We start from the raw sequence: 23,958 nt of genomic DNA on the forward strand, positions 1-23,958 counted from the left end.
CCGGCTTTCAAGCGGGCGGTTTTTTCTTTTTTCTAAACCATCATCTTGCTCCCCCTCGCTTATGCCCAAACGAAAAAGCTGGCGGTTCGCCGTTTTTTTCCACCGTCGTCCGCGAAGACCTTTATTCGAAAAAATCAAAGCTTGATCGTCCATTTAATGACTCCGGCTTTGGCAAGCGCCTCAACCAAAATGACAACGATCGGCCCGACGAACAACCCGATAAAGCCAAGAAGCTGAAATCCCAGATAGACGCTGACGAGCGCGGCCAGTGGGGAAATGCCCAAATTGGTGGAAAACACTTTCGGCTCGATGATCCGGCGCACGACGGTGATGACGACAAACAGCACGATGAGCCCGATGCCAAGCGTATTGTCGCCGTTCGCCATGCTGATAACCCCCCACGGAACGAGCACGGAACCCGTTCCTAAAATCGGCAAAATATCAACGACGACGATGACCAGCGCCATCAACGCCGCATAGTCGACCCCCAACACGAAAAGGCCGGCCAGCGCGAGGAAAAACGTAATTAAACTCAGCAAAAACTGCGCTTTTAAAAAGCCGATCCCCGCTTTGCTCAGCTGGGCGATGACCATCCCAAGCCGCTGTTCGGTCCGTTCGGACAAGTAGCGGCGCATACCTTGCTTCAGCCGCGGCAAATCGAGGCAAATGAGAAACAGTGCGATCAAATACACTAAAAAATGAATCAAAAACGCCGGAATGGCAGCAATATAATGGACGAGCGACTGCGTCAAGTTGGTCGCAAACGACAAAAGCATTTGCTGGACGGTATTGACGCCGCGTTCAAGCGAGTCGATGATTTCCTGTGGAATGGAGCTGGAATACGACTGCCATGTTTGAATGAAACGGTCGAGCACTTTCGTCGCTTCGCTTAAGACGTAAGGCAGTTTTTGCGAGAGCGCCATCACTTGTTGTACAAAAATAACGATTAGAAAATAAAGGGAAAGCCCAAGAATGATGATAAACAATGAAAAAATCGCCGTAACGGCGTGAGCCCGCTTCAGCTTATAGTTTTCTTGCAATCGACGGATGGACGGCTCGAGCAAAAGCGCGGTCGCAAGCGCGAAGAGAAGCGGCACGCTGTATGGCACAAGCCATAGCCCCACAGCGAATAGCAGCGCAATCAGAATCCAACGTTTCACGTTCGTCCCTCATTTTTCATCAAAATTGAGCCAAAAGATGGTTCATGTATAAAATATAGCCGACAGCATGCGGACGGGCAACTATTTCATGCATTCGTCTCCGTCTGCAGCGCGGCGCCGTCGTTGCCAAACGATGTAAATCGCCGCCACCGCCACCGCCGCTGCGATAGCCGGTCGGACATATGGCGCCGCCATCTCATCGATTTGCCGCCATCGTTGGCCAAGCTGCTCTCCCAACCATATAAACAAGATGGACCATGGAATGATGGCCAACACCGTGTAAATGGTAAACGGCAACCACTTCATCCGAGCAATGCCGGCGGGGATCGAAATCGCATGGCGGACGACGGGAATAAACCGGGCGCTGAAAATGACGCCAGGGCCAAATTTCGCAAACCAGCGTTCAGCCACATCCAAATGTTTTTTCTGGATCCATACATATTTCCCGTACTGATCTAGAAATGGCCTTCCACCATAGTAGCCCATCCCATACAAAAACAGCTGGGCCACTGTCCCCCCGATCACGCCCGCCGCCACCGCCCCAACGAACGAAACCTCTCCGCGCGACACTAAATAGCCGGCGTAAGCGAGCACGACCTCGCTCGGGATCACTTCGACCATCAAGGCTAGGGCGATGCCGGCGTAGCCTAAATTCGTTAAAAACGAAAATATCGATTGAACGATTTCGTGCACCGTTTTTCCTCCTTCATTTTTCGATTCCCTTTGCCCATTGTTCTATTATACTATACGCTTCTAGCAAACAAAATGAAAAAAGCGGCCGACAGAAGACCGCTTTCTTTATAGATGCCATTTGAAGCTTTCACATTTGTGGGGGCTGTGAAGCGGGCGGTTGTTCGGTCCTCCAAGCCACACCCTCGACAGCCGAAAAATGGATGCGCGACTTTTCTGTGAAAATGCAGGACTGACGCGGATTTTCATCCCCGGGTGGAGGGCAGATCACTGCCCATGGAACTTTTCCGTCAAGGATATGTTAAACGTTTTCGCCGCCTCTATATCTTCATCTTAAGCACTTTGCTGCAGTTCTGCAATGTATTGTTTTCCTTGTTCTTCGTTATATTGCCCTTCCCACTTCGACATCACAACGGCCGCCAAGGAATTGCCGATGACGTTGACCACTGTGCGCGCCATGTCCAAAATACGGTCGATGCCGGCGATAAACGCCAACCCTTCAACTGGGATGCCAACCGTGCCAAGCGTCGCCAATAAGACGACAAACGATACGCCTGGGACGCCGGCAATCCCTTTGGATGTCACCATCAAAACGAGCACAAGCGAAATTTGCTGAGAAATCGGCATGTCGATGCCGTACAGTTGAGCGATGAAGACAGCCGCCAGCGCCTGATAGAGCGTCGACCCATCCAAGTTGAACGAATAGCCGGTCGGAACGACAAATGATGTTACCGCCTTCGGACAACCGAATTTCTCCATTTTTTCCATAACCTTAGGCAACACTGTTTCCGAACTCGACGTGCTATAGGCAAGCACTAATTCATCCTTTAAGATTTTTATAATGTGGAAAATATTGATACCCGCCAATTTGGCTACAGCGCCAAGCACCACCAACACGAAAAACGCCATGACCGCATAAACGAGCACAACAAGCTTGCTGAGGGGAAGGAGCGAAGCGACGCCGAATTTCGACACCGTCACGCCGATCAAGGCGAAAACGCCAAACGGCGCAAACTTCATCACTTGGTTCGTCACATAAAACATCGCTTCCGCCGTGCCTTGGAAAAAGCGAAGCACCGGTTTCCCTTTTTCACCGATCGCGGCTACACCCAACCCGAACATCACTGAGAAAAAGATAATCGGCAGCATATTTCCAGTCGACAGCGCTTCAAACACGTTTTTCGGCACGATGTTGACAAATGTTTCAACCATCGAATGGTGCTGCACTTCGTTCGTCGTATCGACATACGACTGGATATCCGTTTTTTCAAGCGACTTCATATTGACGCCGACGCCTGGTTGGAAAATGTTCGCTGCCAAGAGACCGACAATAATGGCAATCGTTGTAATGATCTCAAAATAAAGGATCGTCTTGCCGCCCAACTTTCCAAGCTTTTTCACATCACCGACATTGGCGACGCCGACAATCAAACTCGAGACGACGATCGGGATGACGATCATCTTAATTAAACGGAGAAAAACATCTCCAATCGGCTGCAAATACGTCGCTACCTTAGGATTTCCGTAAAAAATGGCCCCGACAATAATCCCAAGAATAAGGCCGATGAAAATTTGCCATGCCAAGCCGATCTTGCGCATGATGCTTTTTCGCCTCCTCTAGACAATTTTAGACAAAAGACGACAAAATTATTTTACTTTTAAAAATAAAATCTGTCAATATTTTTGGTTGAAATCGCTTCATTAAAGGGTGCGGATGAAGGAATTTAGTTTTTTTAAATAATTTTTATTCTTCTGTTAAAAAACGGGTCGCTGCACCAGCAACCCGCTTTCGTTATGACCGCCGTTTTTCTTTTTCCTGCCGATAAAACTCATGAAACATTTTCATTAATGCCCGTTTTTCGATGCGCGAGACGTAGCTTCTCGAGATGCCGAGCTCTTTGGCGATTTCGCGCTGCGTTTTTTCCCGTTGCCGACCGAGGCCAAAGCGATTGATGATCACCTCTTTTTCCCGCTCATCAAGCACGCTGATATATTGTTTGACTTGTTCGATCTCCATGTTCAAGTGGATTTCATCGACGATGTCTTCGCCTTCGGCTTTTAAAATATCAAGCAGGCTGATTTCGTTTCCTTCTTTGTCCTGGCCGATTGGCTCATGCAACGAAACGTCTTTGCGTGTTTTTTTTAACGAACGCAGGTGCATAAGGATTTCGTTCTCGATACATCGAGCCGCATACGTCGCCAACTTCGTTCCTTTTCCAGGCGAATAGCTTTCAATCGCCTTGATCAAGCCAATCGTGCCAATGGAGATTAAATCCTCGACCTCTTCTCCTGTATTTTCAAATTTTTTCACAATATGGGCAACAAGGCGCAAGTTGTGTTCGATGAGCCGGTTGCGGGCTTGCTCGTCGCCTTTTGCCATCAGCGCCAAATACTTCTCCTCTTCTTGAGCGCTCAACGGCTGGGGAAACGCATTGTTTTTAATATACGAGACAAGAAACGTCAGCTCTTTCAACAGAAACGTAAACGCCGTGAAAATGCCGGACATGCTCTCACCCCCGCCTGCTGTCATCGGCGGAAACCGCCTATCGTTATGTATATGCAGGGGTGATGTTGTCCGTGTCTTTACGACAAAAATAGACCGGCTCGAAAACGAGCCGGCCATAACTTGGCCAACCAAAAACGATGAATGCCAACGTCCCGCTGATGCGTTCCGCCTGCTTATCCCCCTCCCGACGCAGGGAAACCGCTGCCCTTACGCTCTTGCCTCAACGCTGACTTCCGCGGCGACAACAAGCGCAATCGACGCGGTAATGATGATCGACATCACGATGGCAAACATCCCCGTTCCCTCCTTAGCTTAATCATCTATTTTTATTTTATCAAAGAAAAAAGAGAACTCCCTTTTGGCATTTTGAACAATTCGTGAAATTCAAACGTCAACAACAGCATGCGGAGCACACCTCCTCCTCCTTCAGCCTCAGTCAAGTCGAGTCTCCCGTCTGTTTTATCCACATCACAATCCATACTGGTGCAATTGACATGAATCTTCTCCCCTTTCATCTTCAATTGTTTAAAACAACCGTTGATAAGCAGAACATTTGCGGTCAAGCCACTCTTCCTCGGCTGCGCGTGCGAACCGCTCCTCTTCGCTGTTCCGCTGCCGCGGCTTTCTCCGCTCAATCGTGATCGTGATAAAAAACAAATGGATCGTCATGCCCCCACACCTCCTTTCCATGCAAAAAAAACCGCAGAAGGAAGGCGTTTCTGCGGCTAAGCGCACAAAAAGGCCGCAGAAAGCGAGACTACTCCCCTTCTGCGGCCCGATCGCTGTTTTTCGTCATCGGTGCACGTTCATTCCCGGTCGGCGGAAGGTCGAATAGCCATTGGATGGAATGGATGCGTTACTGTTGTCCACATCATCATTGTCATTGTCTTCGACCTCCCTTCGGAAATGACGCTACGAAGGTAATTATATCCAAAAATTTTTCCATTGTCAACCATTCTTTCGCAAAAACCCGTTTTCCTTTGAACGTCAGCATGGCTAAGCAAAAACCCGCCTTTCGTGCAAAAGGCGGGTTTATGGTTCGAACAGGTTCTCTTCTTCCTCAAGCTGACGGACGTAGCGGGCGGCGCGGCGCGAACAGAAAAGCGACGCAGCGAAACAGCCGGCGACCGCCAACAAGACGATCGGTTTTTTCGCGGCCTCGAGCGCCTGTGGAATCATCGCTCCGAAATAGAAAAACGACCCAAGCGCAAACAAAACGAGGCTGTATGCCTTCCAATCGCCCGCCTTGGCCCGCAGCTCGTTTCGTTGCTGTTCGTTCAAGCCCGATCCCTCCTCTTCCCTTTCACTGTATCATACATGGGCTGAAGAGGGGAGCGGCAATTTCAGCCAAGCGCTTGCGCCAAATCGTCAAGCAGATCGTTGACATCTTCAAGCCCGACCGACAAACGGATCAGGCCGTCGGTGATGCCGAGCTGTTCACGCCGTTCCTTCGGAATGGAGGCGTGCGTCATTTTTCCTGGCAACGAAATTAAACTTTCGACCGCCCCTAAGCTTTCGGCAAGCGTAAAGTAGCGAACGCGCGACAGCACTTCCTCGGCGCGCTCGAGGCTGCCAACATCAAACGAAATCATGCCGCCAAATCCGCGCATTTGCTTTTTCGCCAGCTCGTGGTTCGGATGATCCGAAAGACCTGGATAATGAACGCGTTTGACCGCCTTGTGTTCAGCCAAAAAAGCAGCGATTTGGCGCGCGTTTTCTTCATGTTCCTCCATCCGCACGGCGAGCGTTTTCATCCCGCGCATCAATAGCCATGAATCTTGCGGTCCGAGCACGCCTCCGGTTGAATTTTGCACGTAATGGAGCCGTTCGGCAAGCTCCGGCGTGCGAACAACCGCCAACCCGGCGACGACATCGCTATGGCCGCCTAAATATTTCGTCGCACTATGAATGACGATATCAGCGCCAAGCTCAAGCGGCGTCTGAAAGTATGGAGTGGAAAACGTGTTATCGACGATCAATAGCAACCCGTGCGCACGGGCAATGGCAGCGGCGGCTTGCAAGTCAGTGATTTTCAGCAGCGGATTCGTCGGCGTTTCGATATAGATGGCTTTCGTATTCGGCCGGATGTGCGCCTCGATGTTGGCGACATCACTCGTATCGACAAACGTCGCTTCGAGCCCGAACCGGTTCAGCACGTTCGTCATGACGCGGTACGTACCGCCGTAGACATCGTCAGTGAGCACCAGATGGTCGCCGCTTTGAAATAACATCATGACGGCCGTAATCGCCGCCATGCCGGAAGCGAAGGCAAAGCCCGCTTCGCCGCCCTCGAGATCGGCGATCAGCCTCTCGAGCGCAGCGCGCGTCGGGTTGCCGGTGCGCGAGTATTCAAACCCTTTATGCTTCCCGACTTCTTCTTGTTTGTACGTACTCACCTGATAAATCGGAACCGACACCGCTCCAGTATGCGGATCCCCCGGAATGCCGCCATGAATGAGCATGGTTTTCCGCCTCATTGTTACCTCCCACCTTCATAAATGTGTTTGCTTAAATACCGCTCGCTCCCGTCCGGGAAAATGACGACGATATTCGTCCCCGGCTTTGCCTTCTCTGCTTCAAGCAAAGCGGCATGGAACGCAGCGCCGGACGAGCTGCCGACCAAAAGCCCCTCTTGTCTCGCCAGCTCGCTGACGCGGCGGAACGCGTCATCATCCGCGATCGTGTAGATGGCGTCAAAGTAAGCCGCATCCATAAACGGCGGCAAAAACTCCATGCCGATCCCTTCCGTCCGATGCGGACCCGGCTTGCCGCCGCCTAAAATCGAGCCTTCCGGTTCAACAATGACTGTTTTAATGGCCGGGTTTTTTTCTTTTAAAAACATCGCCGTCCCCATAAACGTACCGCCGGAGCCGGCGCCGGCGACAAAAATATCGATTTGTCCGTCCAAGTCATCCCACAGCTCCGGACCAAGCGTTTTATAATACGTCCTTGGGTTGGCCGGATTTTGGAACTGCTGCGGACAATAGGCGCCCGGAATCGTGCGGGCGAGCTCCTCCGCTTTGCGGATTGCTCCTTCCATTCCCTCTTCCGTCGGTGTATGAACAATTTGCGCTCCGAGCGCCTTCATCAGCTGCTGTTTTTCGATGCTGAACTTTTCTGGCACGCAAAAAATGATGTTCACGTTTTTGCCGATCGCCGCCAACGCCAGACCGATGCCAGTGTTGCCGGCTGTCGGCTCAATGATCGTGCCCCCCTCTTTCAGTTTTCCTGAGGCAAACGCCTCGCGCAACAGCTCTTGCCCGAGCCGGTCTTTAATGCTTCCGCCAGGATTGAAATATTCAAGCTTGGCGAACAACCGAACGCCTTCCGGGAGGGGGAAGCGTGTAATCTCAATGACTGGCGTATGGCCGACCAGCTCATGGACGCTTTTCGCTACCCGCATAGGAGTCACTCCGTTTCTTCACGTTCATTTTAGCGGCCGGACGGCGGCACTTTGTTTTCTACCGTCTCTCCTTCATGACAGAAAGCATCGACAAGACAAGTTCAGCCGAATGTTTCGCGGCCGTCTCCAAAAACTGTTCAAACGACACGTCTGACTCCTCGCCAGCAATATCAGACAGCGACCGGATGATGACAAACGGCATTCCAAATTGCACGCACACTTGAGCGATCGCTGCCGCTTCCATTTCAACGGCGCACAATTCCGGAAACTGGCCGCGCACAAATTCGACTCGCTTTGGATCGTTCATAAACGAATCGCCAGTGGCGATCAAACCAGTCACTGCCTGCAGGCCATCAAGCCGCGCCGCTGCCCGCTTTGCCGCCTCAACAAGCGCCTCATCCGCCCGGTAGCGCGCGGGCAGGCCAGGCACTTGCCCGTAAGCGTAGCCAAACGCGGTCACATCGACGTCATGATGAACGACTTCCTCGGAAATGACAAGATCACCAACGCGAAGCGAAGGCAAAAACCCGCCAGCTGACCCCGTGTTGATCACAAAGTCAGGGCGGAAGCGATCAAGAAGGAGCGTCGTTCCCATGGCAGCGTTCACTTTGCCGATCCCGGATTTCAACAACACCGCCTCCACACCGTCAAGGCGCCCTTTGGAAAATTCGCATCCGGCGATGACCGTTTCCTCGCGTCCTTCCATGCGCGAACGCAAAATCGCTACTTCCTCTTCCATGGCTCCAATAATGGCTGCTTTCATCGTTCTCCCTCTTTCTATGTCGTTTGTTTCACCGCCTCCATCACCCAGACGAATGCATTTTGCTGTGCAAAGGAGACGGAAAAGCCATGCTTGGAAAACAGTGATGCCAATACATCAAGCGTCGTATAATATTCGCGTTCCAAATCGTCGGCTAAATCGTGGAAGCCGCGCACCCGGGCTTCCTCAATCGCCCGGCGGAACGCCTCTTTGTCGCGAAACGCCGTATCGGCAAACACTATTTTACCACCTGGATGGAGCAATTGACTATATTTGGCCAGCGCTTCGTCCTTTTCCGCATCCGTCAAATGATGAAACGCATACGTGCTGGCGATCGTGTCGATCGGCTCCGGCGGTGTCGGAAATTGCAAAAAGTCGCCGTCCATAATGAGCACCCGCCCGCCGAGCTTTTCCGCCGCTTTTTTCCGCATCGGCGCCGATGGCTCGATCCCGTACACCTGCTTGCCGCGCTCCAGAAGCTTTTTCGTCAAGTTGCCGGTGCCGACGCCAAACTCGAGCACGACTTGGCCGGCTTTGTCGGCGACCATGCTTAAAATGCGGTCATAGCCGGCAAATACGTCGCGATATTGCTCATCGTATCCTTCGACCGATCGGTCGTATGATTCCGCCCATTGCTCAAACAAATCAAGAAACTCTCTGCCCATACGGTCACACCCCAATAAAGTTTATAATTCCTATAAATATAGTATGTTTTTTTCGTATTGCCTGTTCTTACTGTAGCATATGTTTTTCCTTTGTTCAACGATCATGGTTTCGTTCGTATTGTTCCCCCTTGTGCGGCGGTGGATGAGAGCGGGAAAATTTGATACACTGACAATGGAAAGGAGGAAGAGCGATGCCGAACATTTCCCTTGATTTGATCGAGGATAAAATCGAATTTTTTGAAGCGGACGATTTGCGGACGCTTGAGAAAACCATCAACGAACAAATTGAACATAACAAGGCGCTTTTGCTTTCCGTCCATCATGTGTCCCATCAAATGCACGTCATGGAAAACGGAAAGCGGTGGTACAGCGCAGTTGTCCATTTTAAAGCAAAAAAATAGCAGGAGGGTGTCCCAAAAGGATCGGGACACCCTCTTTCGTCTCTATATATACGTACTTACTGCTTCTGCTGCACTATATGTTGTGCCTATCTTGAAGGCAGACGACCTTTTGGGTCAGCCCCTGTCTGCTTTCCGACGCCAATGCCGCTACGGCTTTTGCTTCAGCTTTTGCACCTTCGTCGGCTTCCAGCCCTCGTTCGTCACCCATTCAATATACACTTTGTAATGGGCGGTTTGATCTTTGGTCGAAATCGTCGCAACCGCTTTGTTCGGTCCATTGTTGCCGATGAACCAAACGATCATCTCCTCCGGAGCGATGCCGGTCGCATAGCTGACGGCATCGAGCATTTCCTTCCAGTCGACCGAATCTTTCTTAAACACCGTTTCATGCGGTTCCGATTGCGTCGTGCCGATCGGCTGCCATGCCGGGTTGACGATTTCTTTTTCAATGTTGGACCCCGGCGGGCCCGGCGTTTCTGTCGTGCCCGCTTCGCTCGTTTCATCGGTGGAAGCAGCGCCTTCTTCCTCGGCGGGCGTTTCGGCTTCCGCCGGCGCCACCGCTTCACCTGTTTCCACTTCCACCCGCTTCGCCTTGGCTGCTTCTGTCTCGGCTCCGCGATCGACCGCCTTCTCGCTCGGTTGATCGCCAAACAGCAAGTTCCCACCCACAATCAAAATGAGCAGCACGACAACCGCAATGGCTCCATTGAGCCAACGGTTGATTCTCCGCCGCTTGGCCCGGGCGGCAAAGCGCGTTCCTATTTGCGCCACCATCTCCTCCCCCTTCTTTGGATGTTGTTCGTGCCGGAAAAATGGATTCCCCTTACATTTGGTTCGTCACTTCGCTTCATTTTTGGCGCGGTCATAAGCATAAAGCGCCTCGACTGCGGCGGCGAACACATCATTCGTCGCGGTCCGTCCGCTCGGGCAGTCGAGCTCAACGACAGCGAGGGCGTATTTCGGGCGGTCGGCTGGAAAATAGCCAGCAAACCATTTATTAATGAATTCAGCTCCGCCGTCCATTTTTCCTGTCTCCGCCGTCCCGGATTTGCCGGCGACCGGATACGGCAGCGAACGGAAACGGCGGCCGGTTCCATCCTCATTCGTGACAACGCCGCGCAAAAGCCGCTGCAGCTCTTCGGCCGTCTGCGGCGCGATCGGCGCCATGTCTGAAACCGGTTGAGGCGGAAACGAAAAGAGCGTCGCACCGTTTTTGTACAGCACTTTGTCAACGGCCCGCACCTGCAGCGCTTCGCCGCCGCGGGCGATCGTCGCCATCATGTTGGCGACGCCAAGCGGCGAGACGCGTACATTTTTTTGCCCGATCGCCGTTTGCGCCACCGCAAGCGGCACGCGCTTGTCGCGCGGATCATGCCAAATGGTTCCTTTCTGCTCCTCCGGGAACTGACGGAAATGCTCTTCGTGGTACACCGCCCCTTCCCAGCCGGCCGTTGGATACAGCCCGAGTTTTTTCGCATACGTTTCAAACGCATCCGGATCGTGCTCGATCAACTGCTTGCCGAGCGTGGCGAAGGCATTGTTGCAACTGACGGCAAAGCTGTCCGCTAAATCAAGCATGCCGTAATCATGTTCCTCATCGCGCGTTTTTCCGTCAATCTTTCGGCTGCAGTCAAAAGTCGTCCCAAACGAGGCGAGCCCCTCATCAAGCGCTGCAGCCGCAATGACCGTTTTAAAAATCGAGCCGGGGATTTGCGGCAGCACCGTCTGGTTTTCCGCACCGCGGTTTTTATACGGATCGCGCGGATCCATGTTCGGGCGGCTGACCATGGCGAGCACACTGTTTGTATCAATATCGAGCAAAACGAGGCCGCCTTTTCTCAGCCCGTATCGGTCGATGATCCGTTCCATCTCTTGCTGCAGGTCGCGGTCAAGCGTCGTTTGCACAGTGACAGGATAAAACGGGTTGCCCGTGTCGCTGTATTTGACATCGAGTCCAAACAGCGGCCGCCCTTCGGCGTCAACGTGATAAAGCAGCTTCGTTTCACCGTCAGCGAGCAAAAATTCATCAAACGCCTTCTCAAGCCCTTGAATGCCCACTTCAGTCTTTGGCGGCAACGGCCGCTTTGGATAACGCTTCTTGATTAGCTCACGGTCCGGGCGGGTGAAGCCGAGCAAATGCGGGGCGTACACCGTTTTCAGCGGATATTGCTTGTTGACGGCTAAGACGCCCGGAACGCGCAAATCGTTAATTTGCTTCATTTGCTGGGCGCTCAAGGCGAGCGGCTCTCCTTCCTTCTCTAAGACGAACGGGCCGTCCGCCTGCTCAAGCTGGCGACGGATCTCTTCTTCAGAGACGCCAGCGATCCGAGCGACTTGTTCCACCGGCCATTTCATCGCCATTAAAAACGGGAATAAGACAAGCGACGGCACATATCGCTTCGTGAGCGGCGCGCCATTTCGATCGACAAATGAACCGCGCCCGTCATCAATGATGAGTTCTTGTGTCCGCTGGGCGACGCTTTCGGCAATTAAATTATGATTGGCAAACGACTCGGTGTCAATGAGCTGAATTTGCGCGAGCCGCCCGATAAGCAACAACAGCGCCAGTTGAATGAGAGCAAGCACGGTGAGCATCCGTTTTTTCCACATAAAGAAAACACCTCATCATCAGTGTTGACGAGGTGTTTCGATTTGAAACGTGGATAAGCGGCCATTTTCCCGCTTGGCGCGCCTTCTCCTCTCGGTCAGCCGCTCTGTTATTTGACGGCTACGATTTTCACAAGCATTTCTCCGCCCGGCGTTTGCACCGTCACCTCATCGCCGACGCGGCGGCCGAGAAGCGATTTCGCGATCGGTGAGTCGTTGGAAATCTTCCCCTCAAATGGGTCCGCTTCCGCGCTGCCGACGATCGTATACGTCTCTTCTTCGCCATCCGGCAGTTCAATGAACGTCACCGATTTGCCAAGCGAGACAACGTCTGGATTTTCTTTGTCTTCTTCAATGATGACGGCGTTGCGAATCATGTTTTCAAGCATTTGGATGCGCGATTCGACAAACGCCTGCTCATCTTTGGCAGCATCGTATTCCGAGTTTTCCGACAAATCCCCGAACCCGCGCGCAATCTTAATGCGCTCCACCACTTCTTTCCGCTTGACCGTTTTTAAATACTCAAGCTCTTGTTCCAGTTTCTCTTTTCCCTCTTTCGTCATCGGATACTGCTTTTCGTTCGCCATTCATCTCACTCCTCTATATATTCTGCATTATGTAAAACGTACGAACAGAAAAAACAGCTGTTCGTACGCTTACTTGTTATATAATATATTGTTTTGTCTCTGTTATGTTATTATAAAAACGCTTTTTGTTCAAGAACCGTGCGAATTTTTGCCACCATTAAATCGATGGCGACGGCGTTTTGTCCGCCTTCGGGAATGATCACATCCGCGTAGCGCTTCGTCGGTTCGACAAACTGGTTGTGCATCGGCCGGACGACGGACAAATATTGCTCGATGACCGAATCGAACGTGCGGCCGCGCTCTTTCATATCGCGGATGAGACGGCGGATGATGCGGATGTCCGGGTCGGTGTCAACATACACCTTAATATCCATTAAATCGCGAAGCCGCTCGTCTTCCAAGACAAGGATTCCTTCGACGATGATGACCTCTTTCGGCTCCACACGCACGACTTCGCTCGAGCGCGTGTGGAGCGTATAATCATACACCGGCTTGTCAATCGGCTCATAGCGAAGCAGCTTATGGATATGTTCAATCAACAAGTCGTTGTCAAACGCCAGCGGATGGTCGTAGTTCGTCTTCAGCCGCTCTTCAAATGGGAGATGGCTTTGATCTTTGTAGTAAAAATCCTGTTCCAATACAAGGATCGAGCGGTCGCCGAAATGATCGTAAATCGCCCTGGCGACGCTCGTCTTGCCCGAGCCGGAACCGCCGGCGACGCCGATGACAACGGGCTTCTTCCCCATCTTAATTCTCCTTTCTCATCATGTTGTACGGGAAGAGAGGGCGCTTGACCTTAAATTTCACGATTTGCAGCGGATGGCGCGCCGCATCGAGCTCGTTGCCGTCTTCGTCCCAAAGTTTCTCGATCACTTGGGTGAAGTTTTCAATTTCCGGACCAAAAAATTCGACTTCATCGCCTGGGCGGAAATGGTTGCGCTGCTGGACGGTGGCGATGCCCGTCTCCCGGTCGTAGCCAAGCACCAAACCGGCGAATTCATGCGTCGTTTTCCGGCTGTGCGTCCCGTACATGTGATTCGTATAATCCGGGAAGCCGTCAAAGAACGACGGCGCCGTCTCGCGGTTGGCGCATTTCTCGAGCTCCCGCACCCACTCTTCGCGGATCGTGAAATGGTCGGGATCAGCGCAGTAGGCATCAATCACTTTCCGGTAGACGCTGACAACCGTCGCCACGTAATGAATCGATTTCATCCGCCCTTCAATTTTCAAGCTATCCACACCCAATTCGATCATCACCGGGATGGCGCGGATTAAATTCAAATCTTTCGCGCTCATGGCGAACGGAGCGTCTCCTTCAGCGAACAGCGGGATTTCCCGGCCATCAGACAGCTGGTATAAATCGTAATCCCAGCGGCACGACTGACAGCATCCGCCGCGGTTGGAGTCGCGCGCCGTCATATGGTTGCTCAATACACAGCGGCCGGAGTAGGCGGAACACATCGCCCCATGGATGAACGCCTCGATTTCAATATCGACTTTCTCTTTGATCTGCCGGATTTCTTCTGCGCTCACTTCGCGAGCGAGCACAACCCGCTCGAGCCCTTCCTCTTTCCAAAATTGGACCGCTTTCCAGTTGGTGAGCGACTGCTGCGTGCTTAAATGCACTTCAAGCTTCGGCGCCACCCGACGCGCCGTTTCGATAATGAGCGGGTCGGCAGCGATAATGCCGGAAACGCCGGCATCCTCTAACGCCCGCAAATAATCGTCAAGACCGGGAATGTTTTCATTATGGGCGTAAATGTTGGCGGTGACGTACACTTTCGCCCCGTACCGGTTGGCAAATTCGACCCCTTCGCGAATCTCCTCAACCGTAAAGTTGTCGGCGTTGGCGCGCAAGCTGTACTCTTGGCCGCCGATAAAGACGGCGTCCGCGCCGTAATGGACAGCGATTTTCAGTTTTTCCAAGTTGCCGGCCGGCGCAAGCAGCTCTGGCTTTTTCACAATGACGCGCTTGCCGTCAATGATCTCGGAGATGCGATCATTTTTTAAAAGCATGACGCTTCCCTCCTTTTCTCAATAAATGGTTTCCTTGAAGAAAAATCCGGTGTCAATGCGGCGGTGCGGTGGCTGAAGCGCTTCAACAGCCGCAAGCAGTTCCTCTTTTTCCCGCTCGTATCGCTCGCGGTCTGCCGTGCATAAATCGATGGCGCGGCGGTACAGCTCCGTCACTTTCGTAATGTAGCGCGGTTCATGCAAAATGCCATCGATTTTAAAGCTGTCGATGCCGGCTTCGACCATGTCGCCGAGCTCATCGATTATACAAACATCGTTCGGGCTCATAATATGCGTACCGTTTTCATCTTCAAAAATCGGATATTTGTTGTCGCGCTCTTTGTCGTACAGGAACATCCCTTTTTCATACTTCTTCCGCTCCACTTCGATCACTTTCCCTTGATATTCAAAATAGCTGCCGATCAGCGAGCGCTTCGATTGGTACATGCACGTGGCTCCGTGCACTTGCACTTCAATTTCCACTTCAGCATGGGCTTTGATTTCTAAAATGGCGTCCATGTTCAACTCGCGAGCCAAGACAGCGCGCTTCGCCCCTTTCCGGCCCCAATAGTTGCACGCATACCAGTTCGTCGCTGTCGTCTCCGTGCTCCAGTGGAGCTTCATGTGCGGCGCCGTTTCTCGGACGGTCAAAAGCACCGCGGGATCGCCGAAGACGATGGCATCGGCGCCGACATCAGCCAAAAACGCGACGTAGTCGCCAAGCTCGTCCACTTTGTCGTTATGGAAAATGGCGTTCATCGCCACATACACGTTCATGCCGCGCCGGTGGGCGGCTTTGACGGCGGCAGCAACCTCCTTGCGGGAAAATTCGCCGGCAAGCCGCAAACCGTAGCGCTGCTCGCCAATGATAACCGCGTCCGCTCCGGCTTCAGCCAGCTCGTCGATATGGGCAACGCTCGTCGGCGTGACGAGCAATTCAGGTTTTTTCATTGTTCTTCACCTCGTTTTTTTGATATGGCGAGTCCATCGCCGACCGGAATGATGACCGTATCATAGTCGCTTCGACTCATAAGCCATTCATTGTAGCGGCGAATTTTCTGGGCGATGTTCCAAAGCCTCCTATTGTCCGCCGGCATTTCAGCCGCGACGAGCCCTTTAAACAAGACGTTGTCGCTGATGATGAGGCCGCCTGCAACCACAAATGGCTCATAGAGCGTAAAAAAGCGCTCATATTGCCCTTTGGCGGCATCGATAAACAACGCATCAAACGGCGCGGTGGCTGCAACATCGTCCACGACCGCAAGCGCATCACCCAACACCGCCTTGATTTGCCGCTCGGTGTTCGTCTTTTCGATGTAAAAACAAGCGCGCTCATACCGCTCCCTGTCTTTTTCGACCGTCACAATGCGTGCATCCGGCAGCGCCTTTGCCATGCGGATCGCCGAATAACCGATCGCCGTGCCGATTTCTAAAATGCGGCGCGGCTTGATCAGCTTCAAGATGAACAACAACACTTCCATGCTCATCGGATCCATGATCGGTATGCGATGCCGATACGCGTACTGCTCCATCTCCTCAATATTCTCATCCAGCGCCGGACGCAACTGCTGCAAGTACGAAATCATGGCATTGGAAAGCAAGAGGAATTCCTCCCTGCCGTCAACAAAGTGAAAAGCACTCGTCCACAAGTGTTGATGATCCATTATTTTACTAACGTCATGAAAAATAAGAGCCGCGAAGGACTCTTGTCATTGGTCTATTCAACTATACTACATCAAAGCCGTTTTCCTCCGCCGTCCATCAACTTCCCCGTTTTGATCTATTGTTCCCCAATATGTTTTGCCTTTTCCCGGTTATGCTCGGCCAACGTTTTCGTAAAAATGACCTCGCCTCCCGGTGTTGCCAAAAAGTATAAATAGTCGGTCGCCGCCGGCTCGAGCGCCGCTTCAATCGACATGACCCCGGCGTTGGCGATCGGCCCCGGCGGCAGTCCTTTATGCATGTACGTATTGTACGGCGAATTGACCTGCAAATCTTTATACAACACACGCTCTTTATGTTGGCCAAGGGCATACAAAACGGTCGGGTCGGTCTGAAGCGGCATGCCGCGGCGCAACCGATTGTAAAACACGCTGGCGATTTTTTCGCGGTCCGCTTTTTCCGTCGCCTCTTCCTCAATGAGAGACGACATCGTCAACAGCTGATGCGGCGACATGTTCTTTTCTTCCATCGCCGCCTTATATGTGTCGAGCACAGCTGCTGTTTTCGCCACCATCGCCTCAATGATCTCGGAAAGCGGCGGCTTTTCATCAGCAAACACATACGTCGCCGGGAACAAGTAGCCTTCCAGCGGATAGCGGATGCCTTTCCGAAAAATATCATCAGTCAACAAATCCGGGTGCTTTTTCATCAGCCGTTCGATATACGCGCGATCATTAAGCAGTTTCATAATCTGTTCGTATTTGTAGCCCGTTTTCGCGGCAATGAGGTCAGCGATTTGCACCAACTGCGACCCTTCCGGAACGGTCAGCTTCAACCCGATTTTCAGCGATTTCCCCGTTTTTAACAGCTCGATGATGCGCGCCATTGGCATCGCCCGCGTCAGTTCATACTCCCCAGCCTGGAAGCCGGATTCATTTTTCCAGCGGACGTACAAGCGAAACACGGCCGCGCTTTGAATGAGCCGCTTTTGTTCGAGCTGCTCGGCAATCTCCGCCGCCGATGAACCGATCGGAATCGAGACATGGACCGGGGTGCGGTCATCCGGATCAACAGGCTTAAGCGCTGAGCGGATGTATAAGAAACTGCTGGCGCCGGCAATGACAAGCGCCGCCAGCAGAACAGCGCAGACAATCAAGACGATTTTCCGTACAAGCCGCGCCTCTGGCGCCCTAAAATCGTTCTGTTTCATCTTGGTCCTCCTTTCACCCGGCCATATTATACTACAAAGTTCCGCATTTTTCGCCCTTGACGGTCAAAAAATGCAAGGCCAGGGGAGGAAACGCGCCGGTCAATCGAAGCCCTTCGCAACGATTGTTGAACAAACTAAGATGTCTGAACCATTTCATGAAACACAACTGATCATTTCCTCATGCATAAACACCAATAAGAAAAGGGGCCCCGATCCTTTTGGACCCCTCTGCTGTCCGTTATTCGTCGTCTTCCTCTTCCTGTTCAGCGCAAAACGTATTCCATACTTCTTCGATCATGTCCCACTCTTCTTCCGTCTCGATAGGGAGCAGTTCGCCTTCTTTGTTCTCATCCCCAGGGATGAAGGCGGAAACGTGCACTTCCGTCTCGCCGTTCTCATCTTCCGCCTCAACGCCGATCGGATAGTAAAACACATACGACTTGCCGAAATCATCCGATTCAAACGTAAACAAAATTTCGCACAGCTGCTCGTTGCCATGTTCATCGACAACGGTAATATGACGGTCTCCGTGTTCCATGTTTTCGCCTCCAATTTTCATCGTTTACTGTCCAAATATGACTGCAAAATGACGGCCGCGGCCATTTTGTCGATCACTTTCCGCCGTTTTTTCCGGCTGACGTCCGCAGCGATCAACATCCGTTCGGCAGCCATCGTCGACAGCCGTTCATCCCAAAGCACAACAGGCAAAGAAAACTCCTCGCGCAATTTGGCGGCGAACCGTTCGCTTGCCTCAGCGCGCGGCCCAAGCGTCCCGTTCATGTTTTTCGGCCACCCAACGACAATCGTGTCGACGCCATATTCCTCAATGATGGAGCGCAGCCGCTTTAAGCCGTAGTCGCCGCGCTCCGTATCAATGACGATCGTCTCCAATCCTTGCGCTGTAAAGCCCAGTTCGTCGCTCACCGCTACGCCGAGCGTTTTCGTTCCGAGATCCAATCCTAGAGTCCGCATCGGTTAATCCTTTCGTTGCCCCTGTAAATAGAATTTCACCAATTCCTCGATTAATTCGTCGCGTTCGATTTTGCGGATGAGCGCACGCGCATCTTTATGGCGCGGAATGTAAGCTGGGTCGCCAGACAACAAGTAGCCGACAATTTGGTTGATCGGATTGTAGCCTTTTTCCTGTAAGGCGTCATACACCGTCAACAGCACTTCGCGAACGTTCGTCTCGGCCGGCTCCTCGGAAAAATGAAACTGCATCGTTTGATCAAACGAGCTCACCGTTTCCACCTCGCTCCTTATTCAGGCACCCCGTCCTTTTACATCCATTGTACACGATCCGCGCGAATTAGGAAACGGATTTCACCCATGTTTCGACATAACCGAGCGCTTCGCCGACCTTGTTTGGATCCTTGCCGCCAGCTTGCGCCAAGTCCGGACGCCCGCCGCCGCCCCCACCGCAGCGCGACGCTACTTCTTTCACCAGCTTGCCGGCATGGAATCCTTTTTTTACCAAATCATCCGTCACCGCGGCAATCAGTTGCACTTTTCCGCCTTGCACCGAAGCCAACACGATGACCGCCGTGCCCAATTTTTGCTTCAAATCGTCGGCCATTGCCCGCAGCTGGTTCATGTCGTTCGCCTGCACTTTTGCCGCCAACACCGGCACGCCGCCCACGTCTTTTACTTGGCGGGTGAGGTGCTCCGCTTCCATACGGGCAAGGCGGGCAGCAAGCGATTCATTTTCGCGCTCGAGCTCTTTCAGCTCGGCAAACAGTCCGTCAAGACGTGCATTCAATTCTTTCGGGCTTGTTTTCAATTTTTGCGCCGCCTCTTGCAAAATGGCCAGCTGTTCGCTCATAAAGCGGTATGCCGATTCCCCGGTCACCGCTTCAATCCGGCGCGTGCCGGCGCCGATGCCTGACTCGGAGACGATTTTAAATAACCCGATGGCCGCTGTATTCGGCACATGGCAGCCGCCGCACAGCTCAAGGCTGTAGTCGCCGACCTTGACGACGCGGACAATGTCGCCGTATTTTTCGCCAAACAGCGCCATTGCGCCCATCGCTTTCGCTTCCTCAAGCGGTTTATAGAAAATGTCAACCGGAAGGCTCTTCCAAATTTGTTCATTGACGATCGCCTCGATGCGCTCGAGCTCCTCCGGCTTCACTTGGCCAAAATGGGTGAAGTCAAAGCGCAGCCGATCCGGAGCGACAAGCGAGCCCGCTTGGTTGACATGGCGGCCGAGCACGTCTTTTAGCGCCTGATGGAGCAAATGGGTCGCCGTATGGTTTTTCACGATGCGCGCCCGCTTCGCCTCATCAACGCGCGCCGTATAGCGGGCTCCTTTTTTCACTGTGCCGCGTTCGACGATGATGGCATGAAGATGTTGACCGTTCGGCGCTTTTTGCACATCTTTGACGACCGCTCTTCCTGTTTCGCTTTCAAACACGCCTTGGTCAGCGACTTGACCGCCACTTTCGGCGTAAAACGGCGTCACATCGACGATGATCTGCGCCTCTTCACCGGCTTTCACTTCCTCGACAAGCCGTCCGTCTTTAACGATGGCGAGGACCGTCGACGAGGCAACAAGCTCATCGTAGCCGACAAAACGGCTTTCATCCTTGATGTCACCAAGCACTCCGCCTTGGACTTGCATCGAATCGACATCTTGCCGAGCCGCGCGCGCCCGTTCACGCTGCTGCTCCAACTCACGCTCAAAGCCGGCGTGGTCGACCGTCATCCCTGCTTCGGCGGCGTACTCTTCCGTCAGCTCGATCGGAAAGCCGTACGTATCATACAAGCGAAACGCCTCTTCCCCCGGAAGGACGGTGCTTCCTTGCGCTTTCGCCTTTTCGATCACTTCCGCCAATATGGCGAGCCCTTCATGGAGCGTTTCATGGAACCGCTCTTCTTCCGTGCGGATGACGCGAGCGATAAAATCGGCTTTTTCTTTCACTTCCGGATAGTAGTCGTGCATAATTTCGCCGACAACCGGCACGAGCTCGTACATAAACGGGCGGTCAATGCCGATTTGTTTCGCGTAGCGCACCGCGCGGCGGAGCAAGCGGCGCAGCACATAACCGCGCCCCTCGTTGGACGGCAGCGCCCCGTCGCCGATCGCAAACGTCACGGCGCGAATATGGTCGGCGATCACCTTAAAGGCAACGTCCTTGTCCGGATCTTCGCCATACCGCTCGCCGGCGATTTGTTCCGTGGCGCGGATAATCGGCAAGAACAAGTCAGTTTCAAAGTTCGTCGGCACGTCTTGCAAAATCGAGCACATCCGCTCCAAGCCCATGCCGGTGTCGATGTTTTTCTTTGGCAGCGGCGTGTACGTGCCGTCCGGGTTATGGTTGAACTGGGAAAAGACGAGATTCCATACTTCTAAATAGCGGTCGTTTTCCCCGCCCGGGTACAGCTCCGGATCATTCGGGTCGTTGCCGAACGCCTCGCCGCGGTCGTAGAAAATTTCCGTGTTCGGACCGCTCGGGCCTTCGCCGATGTCCCAGAAGTTTCCTTCGAGGCGGATGATCCGTTCTTCCGGCAGGCCAATTTCGTTGCGCCAAATGTTGTACGCTTCCTCGTCCTCCGGATGGACGGTGACGGACAGCCGTTCCGGATCAAAGCCGATCCACTTTTCGCTCGTTAAAAACTCCCACGCCCAGTGGATCGCTTCCCGCTTGAAGTAATCACCGATCGAAAAGTTGCCGAGCATTTCAAAAAACGTATGGTGGCGTGCCGTTTTCCCGACGTTTTCGATGTCGTTGGTGCGGATCGATTTTTGCGCATTGCAAATGCGCGGATTCTCGGGAACGATGCGCCCGTCAAAGTATTTTTTCAACGTCGCGACGCCGCTGTTGATCCATAACAATGACGGATCGTCGACAGGAATGAGCGAAGCGCTCGGTTCAACCGCATGGCCTTTTTCTTGGAAAAACTGCAAAAACATGCGCCGCACTTCGGCAGATGTCAGCTTTTTCATGATGATCCTCCCCTTTCGCCTTTTTATATAAAAAAACTCCCATCCCCTGCAGGGACGAGAGTTATGCTCGCGGTACCACCCTGTTTATGGGCCAAAAACGCCCATCACCTCTTTGGCCGTAACGCAGCCTTGCGTCAGGTTTTGCCTGCGCTCCGGATTAGCCTTCTGTTGCCCTTCATCTGGAATTTCTTTCAGCCGCGGAAATTCCTCTCTGTGCGCGAGCTCGCGCGTTAAGATGGACTGCAACATACTCGATCCGTCATCGCGTTATGTATTCGCTTTTTTCATTGAAAGATTATAGACAAGCAACAGCCGTTTGTCAATGCGGAGCATAATGCTCTTTCCAATGGACGATGGCCACTTTCAGCACCGCCGCCGTCGGAACAGCGAGAATGAGGCCGAGCACGCCGGCGAGCTCACCGCCGGCAAAGAGGGCAAGCATAATGACAAGCGGATGCATATGTACGCTTTTGCCGACGATCAGCGGCGACAAGACGTTCCCCTCTAAAAACTGCAACGCAAAAATTATGGCGAGCACGATAACGACCATTTTCAACGATACGGTCGCGGCCAAAATGACCGCCGGCACCGCACCGATCAACGGACCAAAATACGGGATGATGTTCGTCACGCCAATGACAAAGCCGAGCAACAGCGGATAATCCATGCCGGCAAGCCACAGGCCGAGCGCCGCCGCCACACCGATCGCCGCACAGACGAACAACTGGCCGCGGATGTAGCCGCCGAGCGATTCATCGACATCCTTCAAAAACGCCATCCCTGGTTCGCGCCATCGCTTCGGGGTCATATACCAGACCGCCTTTTTTAGCATGTCGATATCCTTCAACATATAAAAGACGATAAACGGAATCAAAAGAAATGTTGCCGCAGAACCGATCAACGCCTTGGCGGCATGGATCGCCATCGTGACGGCGGCGGCGGCCGCCTTCTCAAACTGCACAAACATCGCTTCGATGCGCGTATGCATCTCCAGCGGCCAATTCGACGTCTCATCGTGGATGTGGCGCACCCATTGACGGTATGTATTCATCAACGACGGCAGCTGTTCATCCAGTTCGCGCAACTGGGCGATGAATAGCGGCACACCGCGGTACAAGCCGTAGCCGACCAAACCGAAAAACAACAAATAAATCAACAAAATGGCAAGGGCGCGCGGCATTCCTTTGCGATGGATGGATTCCACAAGGGGGTAGAGCAAATACGTAATAAACGACGCCAGCAAAAACGGGGTCAACACCGTTGCGATCAAATCGATGACCGGCCACCAAACGTCTTTCATCCGAACGATCAAATAGATGATAGCTGTCATAAGCAGCCATTTTCCGATGCGAAAGAACGACAGCCATTGTTGCTCACCCATCGCCACACCTCCTACCGTTTAGTGTAGGAGATGCGGGAGGAAATATGCCTTCACCGCTTTTAGCACTATTTGACAATCACAAGGCGCCGCCCCCGCGCAAGGCGAGGGCGGCAACGCCGTCAGCGGATCGCCTGCATCAAGCGGCGGCGCATCCTCCGCATCGTGCGACCGTTCATCCAATTGTTTCGTTGGGCGAGCTGATAAGCGGCGACGCCTAACCCGACTGCTAACAGCGACGTCATCGTCCGGTTCATGCGTGTCCCCCCTAAAATTGGATCATGCGTTCGTGGTCGTCAAACAAGTCGTCAAGAGAACTCAACGTTCCGTCTTCTTCCACTTGATGGGCGTGGATCATTCCTTTCGAGACGGACAGCTCAATAAAGCAATCCCAGCAATAGTACTGGTTGACGCCGATTTTCCCTAAATTTTTTCGTTTGCAATTCGGGCAAATGAGCATTGACAGCCACTCTCCTTACATCGTTGTTTCCATGGTGACCACGCCTTCTCTGGCGGTGAACGGAGCAAGCTCCATTCGTTTCTTTCCTTCGGTCAAATCGGAAAAAAATCCCTCGCTGATCTCGTATCCGTCAATTTTGCCCAATTGCCCGTCAAAATATACGTCATCCAACAGTCCGATTGTGGTTCCGTCCGCGGCGACAACCATGCTGCCGGCGAGGCCGCGTTCGCCGTAAAGAGAGTGGCCGCTGTCAGGAGAAGGAAACGGCTGGAAGCTATCTGCATCACAGATGATGACTCGGTCGTTTTCGAACGACTGCACGGCTGAAAGCGGCAAATAGCGGCGGCGGCCGAACAAGCCGCCCCGTTCTGCGACAAGCCCTTTGACCGTGCCATGGCTGGTAAACCAAATGTCCGTGATCGTTCCGACCATTTTTCCCGTCATTTGCTCATAAATGGGAAGGCCCTTGATGTCGGAAAACGTCCGCATCGTTCTCCCACCTTTCCAGCC

27 protein-coding genes and 1 other annotated feature are annotated in these 23,958 nt (G+C 52.9%); of the genes, 1 reads left to right on the forward strand and 26 read right to left on the reverse strand.

Annotated features, from left to right (window positions below; all coding sequences use genetic code 11):
* Window positions 1-134: 134 nt before the first annotated feature.
* The 10 genes from ytvI to ETC05_RS04155 all read right to left on the reverse strand — a co-directional run bounded on the left by ytvI (window position 135) and on the right by ETC05_RS04155 (window position 9,184).
* Complete coding sequence (ytvI, locus tag ETC05_RS04110) at window positions 135-1,160, reverse strand: sporulation integral membrane protein YtvI (protein WP_031408109.1); 1,026 nt, start codon at window positions 1,158-1,160, stop codon at window positions 135-137.
* Between the two features lie 81 nt (window positions 1,161-1,241).
* Window positions 1,242-1,853: an undecaprenyl phosphate transporter UptA gene (gene uptA / locus ETC05_RS04115; protein WP_031408107.1), complete on the reverse strand. Its 612-nt coding sequence runs from the start codon at window positions 1,851-1,853 to the stop codon at window positions 1,242-1,244.
* Between the two features lie 330 nt (window positions 1,854-2,183).
* Window positions 2,184-3,449, reverse strand: coding sequence for a cation:dicarboxylate symporter family transporter (locus ETC05_RS04120; protein ID WP_031408105.1), 1,266 nt, complete (start codon window positions 3,447-3,449; stop codon window positions 2,184-2,186).
* A 193-nt stretch (window positions 3,450-3,642) separates the two neighbouring features.
* Window positions 3,643-4,356, reverse strand: a complete 714-nt coding sequence (gene sigK, locus ETC05_RS04125) for an RNA polymerase sporulation sigma factor SigK (RefSeq protein ID WP_031408104.1) — start codon at window positions 4,354-4,356, stop codon at window positions 3,643-3,645.
* Between the two features lie 525 nt (window positions 4,357-4,881).
* Entirely contained in the window at window positions 4,882-5,025 is a 144-nt protein-coding gene (locus ETC05_RS04130) for a YrzI family small protein (RefSeq protein WP_071880178.1), read from the reverse strand.
* A 363-nt stretch (window positions 5,026-5,388) separates the two neighbouring features.
* Complete coding sequence (locus ETC05_RS04135) at window positions 5,389-5,637, reverse strand: YrhC family protein (RefSeq protein WP_031408103.1); 249 nt, start codon at window positions 5,635-5,637, stop codon at window positions 5,389-5,391.
* A gap of 62 nt (window positions 5,638-5,699) precedes the next feature.
* Window positions 5,700-6,833, reverse strand: coding sequence for a bifunctional cystathionine gamma-lyase/homocysteine desulfhydrase (locus ETC05_RS04140; RefSeq protein WP_031408102.1), 1,134 nt, complete (start codon window positions 6,831-6,833; stop codon window positions 5,700-5,702).
* A 2-nt stretch (window positions 6,834-6,835) separates the two neighbouring features.
* Window positions 6,836-7,759, reverse strand: a complete 924-nt coding sequence (locus tag ETC05_RS04145) for a PLP-dependent cysteine synthase family protein (RefSeq protein WP_171660431.1) — start codon at window positions 7,757-7,759, stop codon at window positions 6,836-6,838.
* 58 nt (window positions 7,760-7,817) lie between these two features.
* Window positions 7,818-8,522, reverse strand: a complete 705-nt coding sequence (mtnN, locus tag ETC05_RS04150; protein ID WP_171660432.1) for a 5'-methylthioadenosine/S-adenosylhomocysteine nucleosidase — start codon at window positions 8,520-8,522, stop codon at window positions 7,818-7,820.
* A gap of 14 nt (window positions 8,523-8,536) precedes the next feature.
* Window positions 8,537-9,184 (reverse strand): class I SAM-dependent methyltransferase, encoded by a 648-nt coding sequence (locus ETC05_RS04155; RefSeq protein ID WP_031408099.1) that lies wholly within the window; start codon window positions 9,182-9,184, stop codon window positions 8,537-8,539.
* A 191-nt stretch (window positions 9,185-9,375) separates the two neighbouring features.
* Between ETC05_RS04155 and ETC05_RS04160 the strand changes: the two genes are divergently transcribed.
* Window positions 9,376-9,585, forward strand: coding sequence for a YrzA family protein (locus ETC05_RS04160; RefSeq protein WP_031408097.1), 210 nt, complete (start codon window positions 9,376-9,378; stop codon window positions 9,583-9,585).
* Window positions 9,586-9,732: 147 nt separating this feature from the next.
* Here the strand turns inward: ETC05_RS04160 and ETC05_RS04165 are convergent, their stop codons facing one another.
* From ETC05_RS04165 to ETC05_RS04240, 16 genes are all read right to left on the reverse strand, one after another.
* Window positions 9,733-10,356: a YrrS family protein gene (locus tag ETC05_RS04165; protein ID WP_084177500.1), complete on the reverse strand. Its 624-nt coding sequence runs from the start codon at window positions 10,354-10,356 to the stop codon at window positions 9,733-9,735.
* A 66-nt stretch (window positions 10,357-10,422) separates the two neighbouring features.
* Window positions 10,423-12,195: a peptidoglycan D,D-transpeptidase FtsI family protein gene (locus ETC05_RS04170; RefSeq protein ID WP_031408095.1), complete on the reverse strand. Its 1,773-nt coding sequence runs from the start codon at window positions 12,193-12,195 to the stop codon at window positions 10,423-10,425.
* Between the two features lie 107 nt (window positions 12,196-12,302).
* Complete coding sequence (greA, locus tag ETC05_RS04175) at window positions 12,303-12,779, reverse strand: transcription elongation factor GreA (protein ID WP_011232025.1); 477 nt, start codon at window positions 12,777-12,779, stop codon at window positions 12,303-12,305.
* Window positions 12,780-12,889: 110 nt separating this feature from the next.
* Entirely contained in the window at window positions 12,890-13,525 is a 636-nt protein-coding gene (udk, locus tag ETC05_RS04180) for a uridine kinase (RefSeq protein WP_031408094.1), read from the reverse strand.
* Between the two features lies 1 nt (window position 13,526).
* Complete coding sequence (locus ETC05_RS04185; RefSeq protein WP_171660433.1) at window positions 13,527-14,795, reverse strand: peptidase U32 family protein; 1,269 nt, start codon at window positions 14,793-14,795, stop codon at window positions 13,527-13,529.
* Between the two features lie 18 nt (window positions 14,796-14,813).
* Complete coding sequence (locus ETC05_RS04190; RefSeq protein WP_031408092.1) at window positions 14,814-15,743, reverse strand: peptidase U32 family protein; 930 nt, start codon at window positions 15,741-15,743, stop codon at window positions 14,814-14,816.
* Complete coding sequence (locus ETC05_RS04195; RefSeq protein ID WP_031408091.1) at window positions 15,740-16,393, reverse strand: O-methyltransferase; 654 nt, start codon at window positions 16,391-16,393, stop codon at window positions 15,740-15,742. Before ETC05_RS04195 ends, ETC05_RS04190 begins: the two co-directional genes overlap by 4 nt.
* Before the next feature lie 179 nt (window positions 16,394-16,572).
* The gene (gene mltG, locus ETC05_RS04200) at window positions 16,573-17,664 is read right to left on the reverse strand and encodes an endolytic transglycosylase MltG (RefSeq protein WP_031408090.1); all 1,092 of its coding nucleotides are present in this window, start codon (window positions 17,662-17,664) and stop codon (window positions 16,573-16,575) included.
* A 238-nt stretch (window positions 17,665-17,902) separates the two neighbouring features.
* Window positions 17,903-18,202 (reverse strand): DUF1292 domain-containing protein, encoded by a 300-nt coding sequence (locus tag ETC05_RS04205; protein ID WP_031408088.1) that lies wholly within the window; start codon window positions 18,200-18,202, stop codon window positions 17,903-17,905.
* Window positions 18,203-18,219: 17 nt separating this feature from the next.
* Window positions 18,220-18,636 (reverse strand): Holliday junction resolvase RuvX, encoded by a 417-nt coding sequence (gene ruvX / locus ETC05_RS04210; RefSeq protein ID WP_031408087.1) that lies wholly within the window; start codon window positions 18,634-18,636, stop codon window positions 18,220-18,222.
* Between the two features lie 3 nt (window positions 18,637-18,639).
* Window positions 18,640-18,906: an IreB family regulatory phosphoprotein gene (locus ETC05_RS04215; RefSeq protein ID WP_015375467.1), complete on the reverse strand. Its 267-nt coding sequence runs from the start codon at window positions 18,904-18,906 to the stop codon at window positions 18,640-18,642.
* 67 nt (window positions 18,907-18,973) lie between these two features.
* A complete protein-coding gene (gene alaS / locus ETC05_RS04220; RefSeq protein ID WP_171660434.1) occupies window positions 18,974-21,610 on the reverse strand; it encodes an alanine--tRNA ligase in 2,637 nt (878 codons plus the stop codon).
* A 47-nt stretch (window positions 21,611-21,657) separates the two neighbouring features.
* Window positions 21,658-21,882, reverse strand: a binding site (T-box leader).
* A gap of 47 nt (window positions 21,883-21,929) precedes the next feature.
* Window positions 21,930-22,991, reverse strand: coding sequence for an AI-2E family transporter (locus tag ETC05_RS04225; protein WP_031408085.1), 1,062 nt, complete (start codon window positions 22,989-22,991; stop codon window positions 21,930-21,932).
* 119 nt (window positions 22,992-23,110) lie between these two features.
* The gene (locus ETC05_RS04230; RefSeq protein ID WP_071880177.1) at window positions 23,111-23,245 is read right to left on the reverse strand and encodes a YrzQ family protein; all 135 of its coding nucleotides are present in this window, start codon (window positions 23,243-23,245) and stop codon (window positions 23,111-23,113) included.
* 11 nt (window positions 23,246-23,256) lie between these two features.
* The gene (locus tag ETC05_RS04235) at window positions 23,257-23,448 is read right to left on the reverse strand and encodes a hypothetical protein (protein WP_025949318.1); all 192 of its coding nucleotides are present in this window, start codon (window positions 23,446-23,448) and stop codon (window positions 23,257-23,259) included.
* 15 nt (window positions 23,449-23,463) lie between these two features.
* Window positions 23,464-23,937, reverse strand: a complete 474-nt coding sequence (locus ETC05_RS04240) for a PRC-barrel domain-containing protein (protein ID WP_031408083.1) — start codon at window positions 23,935-23,937, stop codon at window positions 23,464-23,466.
* Window positions 23,938-23,958: the final 21 nt, after the last annotated feature.

It is taken from the genome of Geobacillus sp. BMUD, from assembly GCF_013096845.1.
Lineage (GTDB): Bacteria > Bacillota > Bacilli > Bacillales > Anoxybacillaceae > Geobacillus > Geobacillus vulcani.

Excerpts from the sequence above, each read along its gene's own strand:
- ETC05_RS04120 (WP_031408105.1), bottom strand. The coding sequence starts at position 3,449 with ATGCGCAAGATCGGCTTGGCATGGCAAATTTTCATCGGCCTTATTCTT.
- sigK (WP_031408104.1), bottom strand. The coding sequence starts at position 4,356 with ATGTCCGGCATTTTCACGGCGTTTACGTTTCTGTTGAAAGAGCTGACG.
- ETC05_RS04130 (WP_071880178.1), bottom strand. The coding sequence starts at position 5,025 with ATGACGATCCATTTGTTTTTTATCACGATCACGATTGAGCGGAGAAAG.
- ETC05_RS04140 (WP_031408102.1), bottom strand. The coding sequence starts at position 6,833 with ATGAGGCGGAAAACCATGCTCATTCATGGCGGCATTCCGGGGGATCCG.
- ETC05_RS04145 (WP_171660431.1), bottom strand. The coding sequence starts at position 7,759 with ATGCGGGTAGCGAAAAGCGTCCATGAGCTGGTCGGCCATACGCCAGTC.
- mtnN (WP_171660432.1), bottom strand. The coding sequence starts at position 8,522 with ATGAAAGCAGCCATTATTGGAGCCATGGAAGAGGAAGTAGCGATTTTG.
- ETC05_RS04155 (WP_031408099.1), bottom strand. The coding sequence starts at position 9,184 with ATGGGCAGAGAGTTTCTTGATTTGTTTGAGCAATGGGCGGAATCATAC.
- ETC05_RS04160 (WP_031408097.1), top strand. The coding sequence starts at position 9,376 with ATGCCGAACATTTCCCTTGATTTGATCGAGGATAAAATCGAATTTTTT.
- ETC05_RS04170 (WP_031408095.1), bottom strand. The coding sequence starts at position 12,195 with ATGTGGAAAAAACGGATGCTCACCGTGCTTGCTCTCATTCAACTGGCG.
- greA (WP_011232025.1), bottom strand. The coding sequence starts at position 12,779 with ATGGCGAACGAAAAGCAGTATCCGATGACGAAAGAGGGAAAAGAGAAA.
- udk (WP_031408094.1), bottom strand. The coding sequence starts at position 13,525 with ATGGGGAAGAAGCCCGTTGTCATCGGCGTCGCCGGCGGTTCCGGCTCG.
- ETC05_RS04185 (WP_171660433.1), bottom strand. The coding sequence starts at position 14,795 with ATGCTTTTAAAAAATGATCGCATCTCCGAGATCATTGACGGCAAGCGC.
- ETC05_RS04190 (WP_031408092.1), bottom strand. The coding sequence starts at position 15,743 with ATGAAAAAACCTGAATTGCTCGTCACGCCGACGAGCGTTGCCCATATC.
- mltG (WP_031408090.1), bottom strand. The coding sequence starts at position 17,664 with ATGAAACAGAACGATTTTAGGGCGCCAGAGGCGCGGCTTGTACGGAAA.
- ETC05_RS04205 (WP_031408088.1), bottom strand. The coding sequence starts at position 18,202 with ATGGAACACGGAGACCGTCATATTACCGTTGTCGATGAACATGGCAAC.
- ruvX (WP_031408087.1), bottom strand. The coding sequence starts at position 18,636 with ATGCGGACTCTAGGATTGGATCTCGGAACGAAAACGCTCGGCGTAGCG.
- alaS (WP_171660434.1), bottom strand. The coding sequence starts at position 21,610 with ATGAAAAAGCTGACATCTGCCGAAGTGCGGCGCATGTTTTTGCAGTTT.
- ETC05_RS04225 (WP_031408085.1), bottom strand. The coding sequence starts at position 22,991 with ATGGGTGAGCAACAATGGCTGTCGTTCTTTCGCATCGGAAAATGGCTG.
- ETC05_RS04230 (WP_071880177.1), bottom strand. The coding sequence starts at position 23,245 with ATGAACCGGACGATGACGTCGCTGTTAGCAGTCGGGTTAGGCGTCGCC.
- ETC05_RS04235 (WP_025949318.1), bottom strand. The coding sequence starts at position 23,448 with ATGCTCATTTGCCCGAATTGCAAACGAAAAAATTTAGGGAAAATCGGC.
- ETC05_RS04240 (WP_031408083.1), bottom strand. The coding sequence starts at position 23,937 with ATGCGGACGTTTTCCGACATCAAGGGCCTTCCCATTTATGAGCAAATG.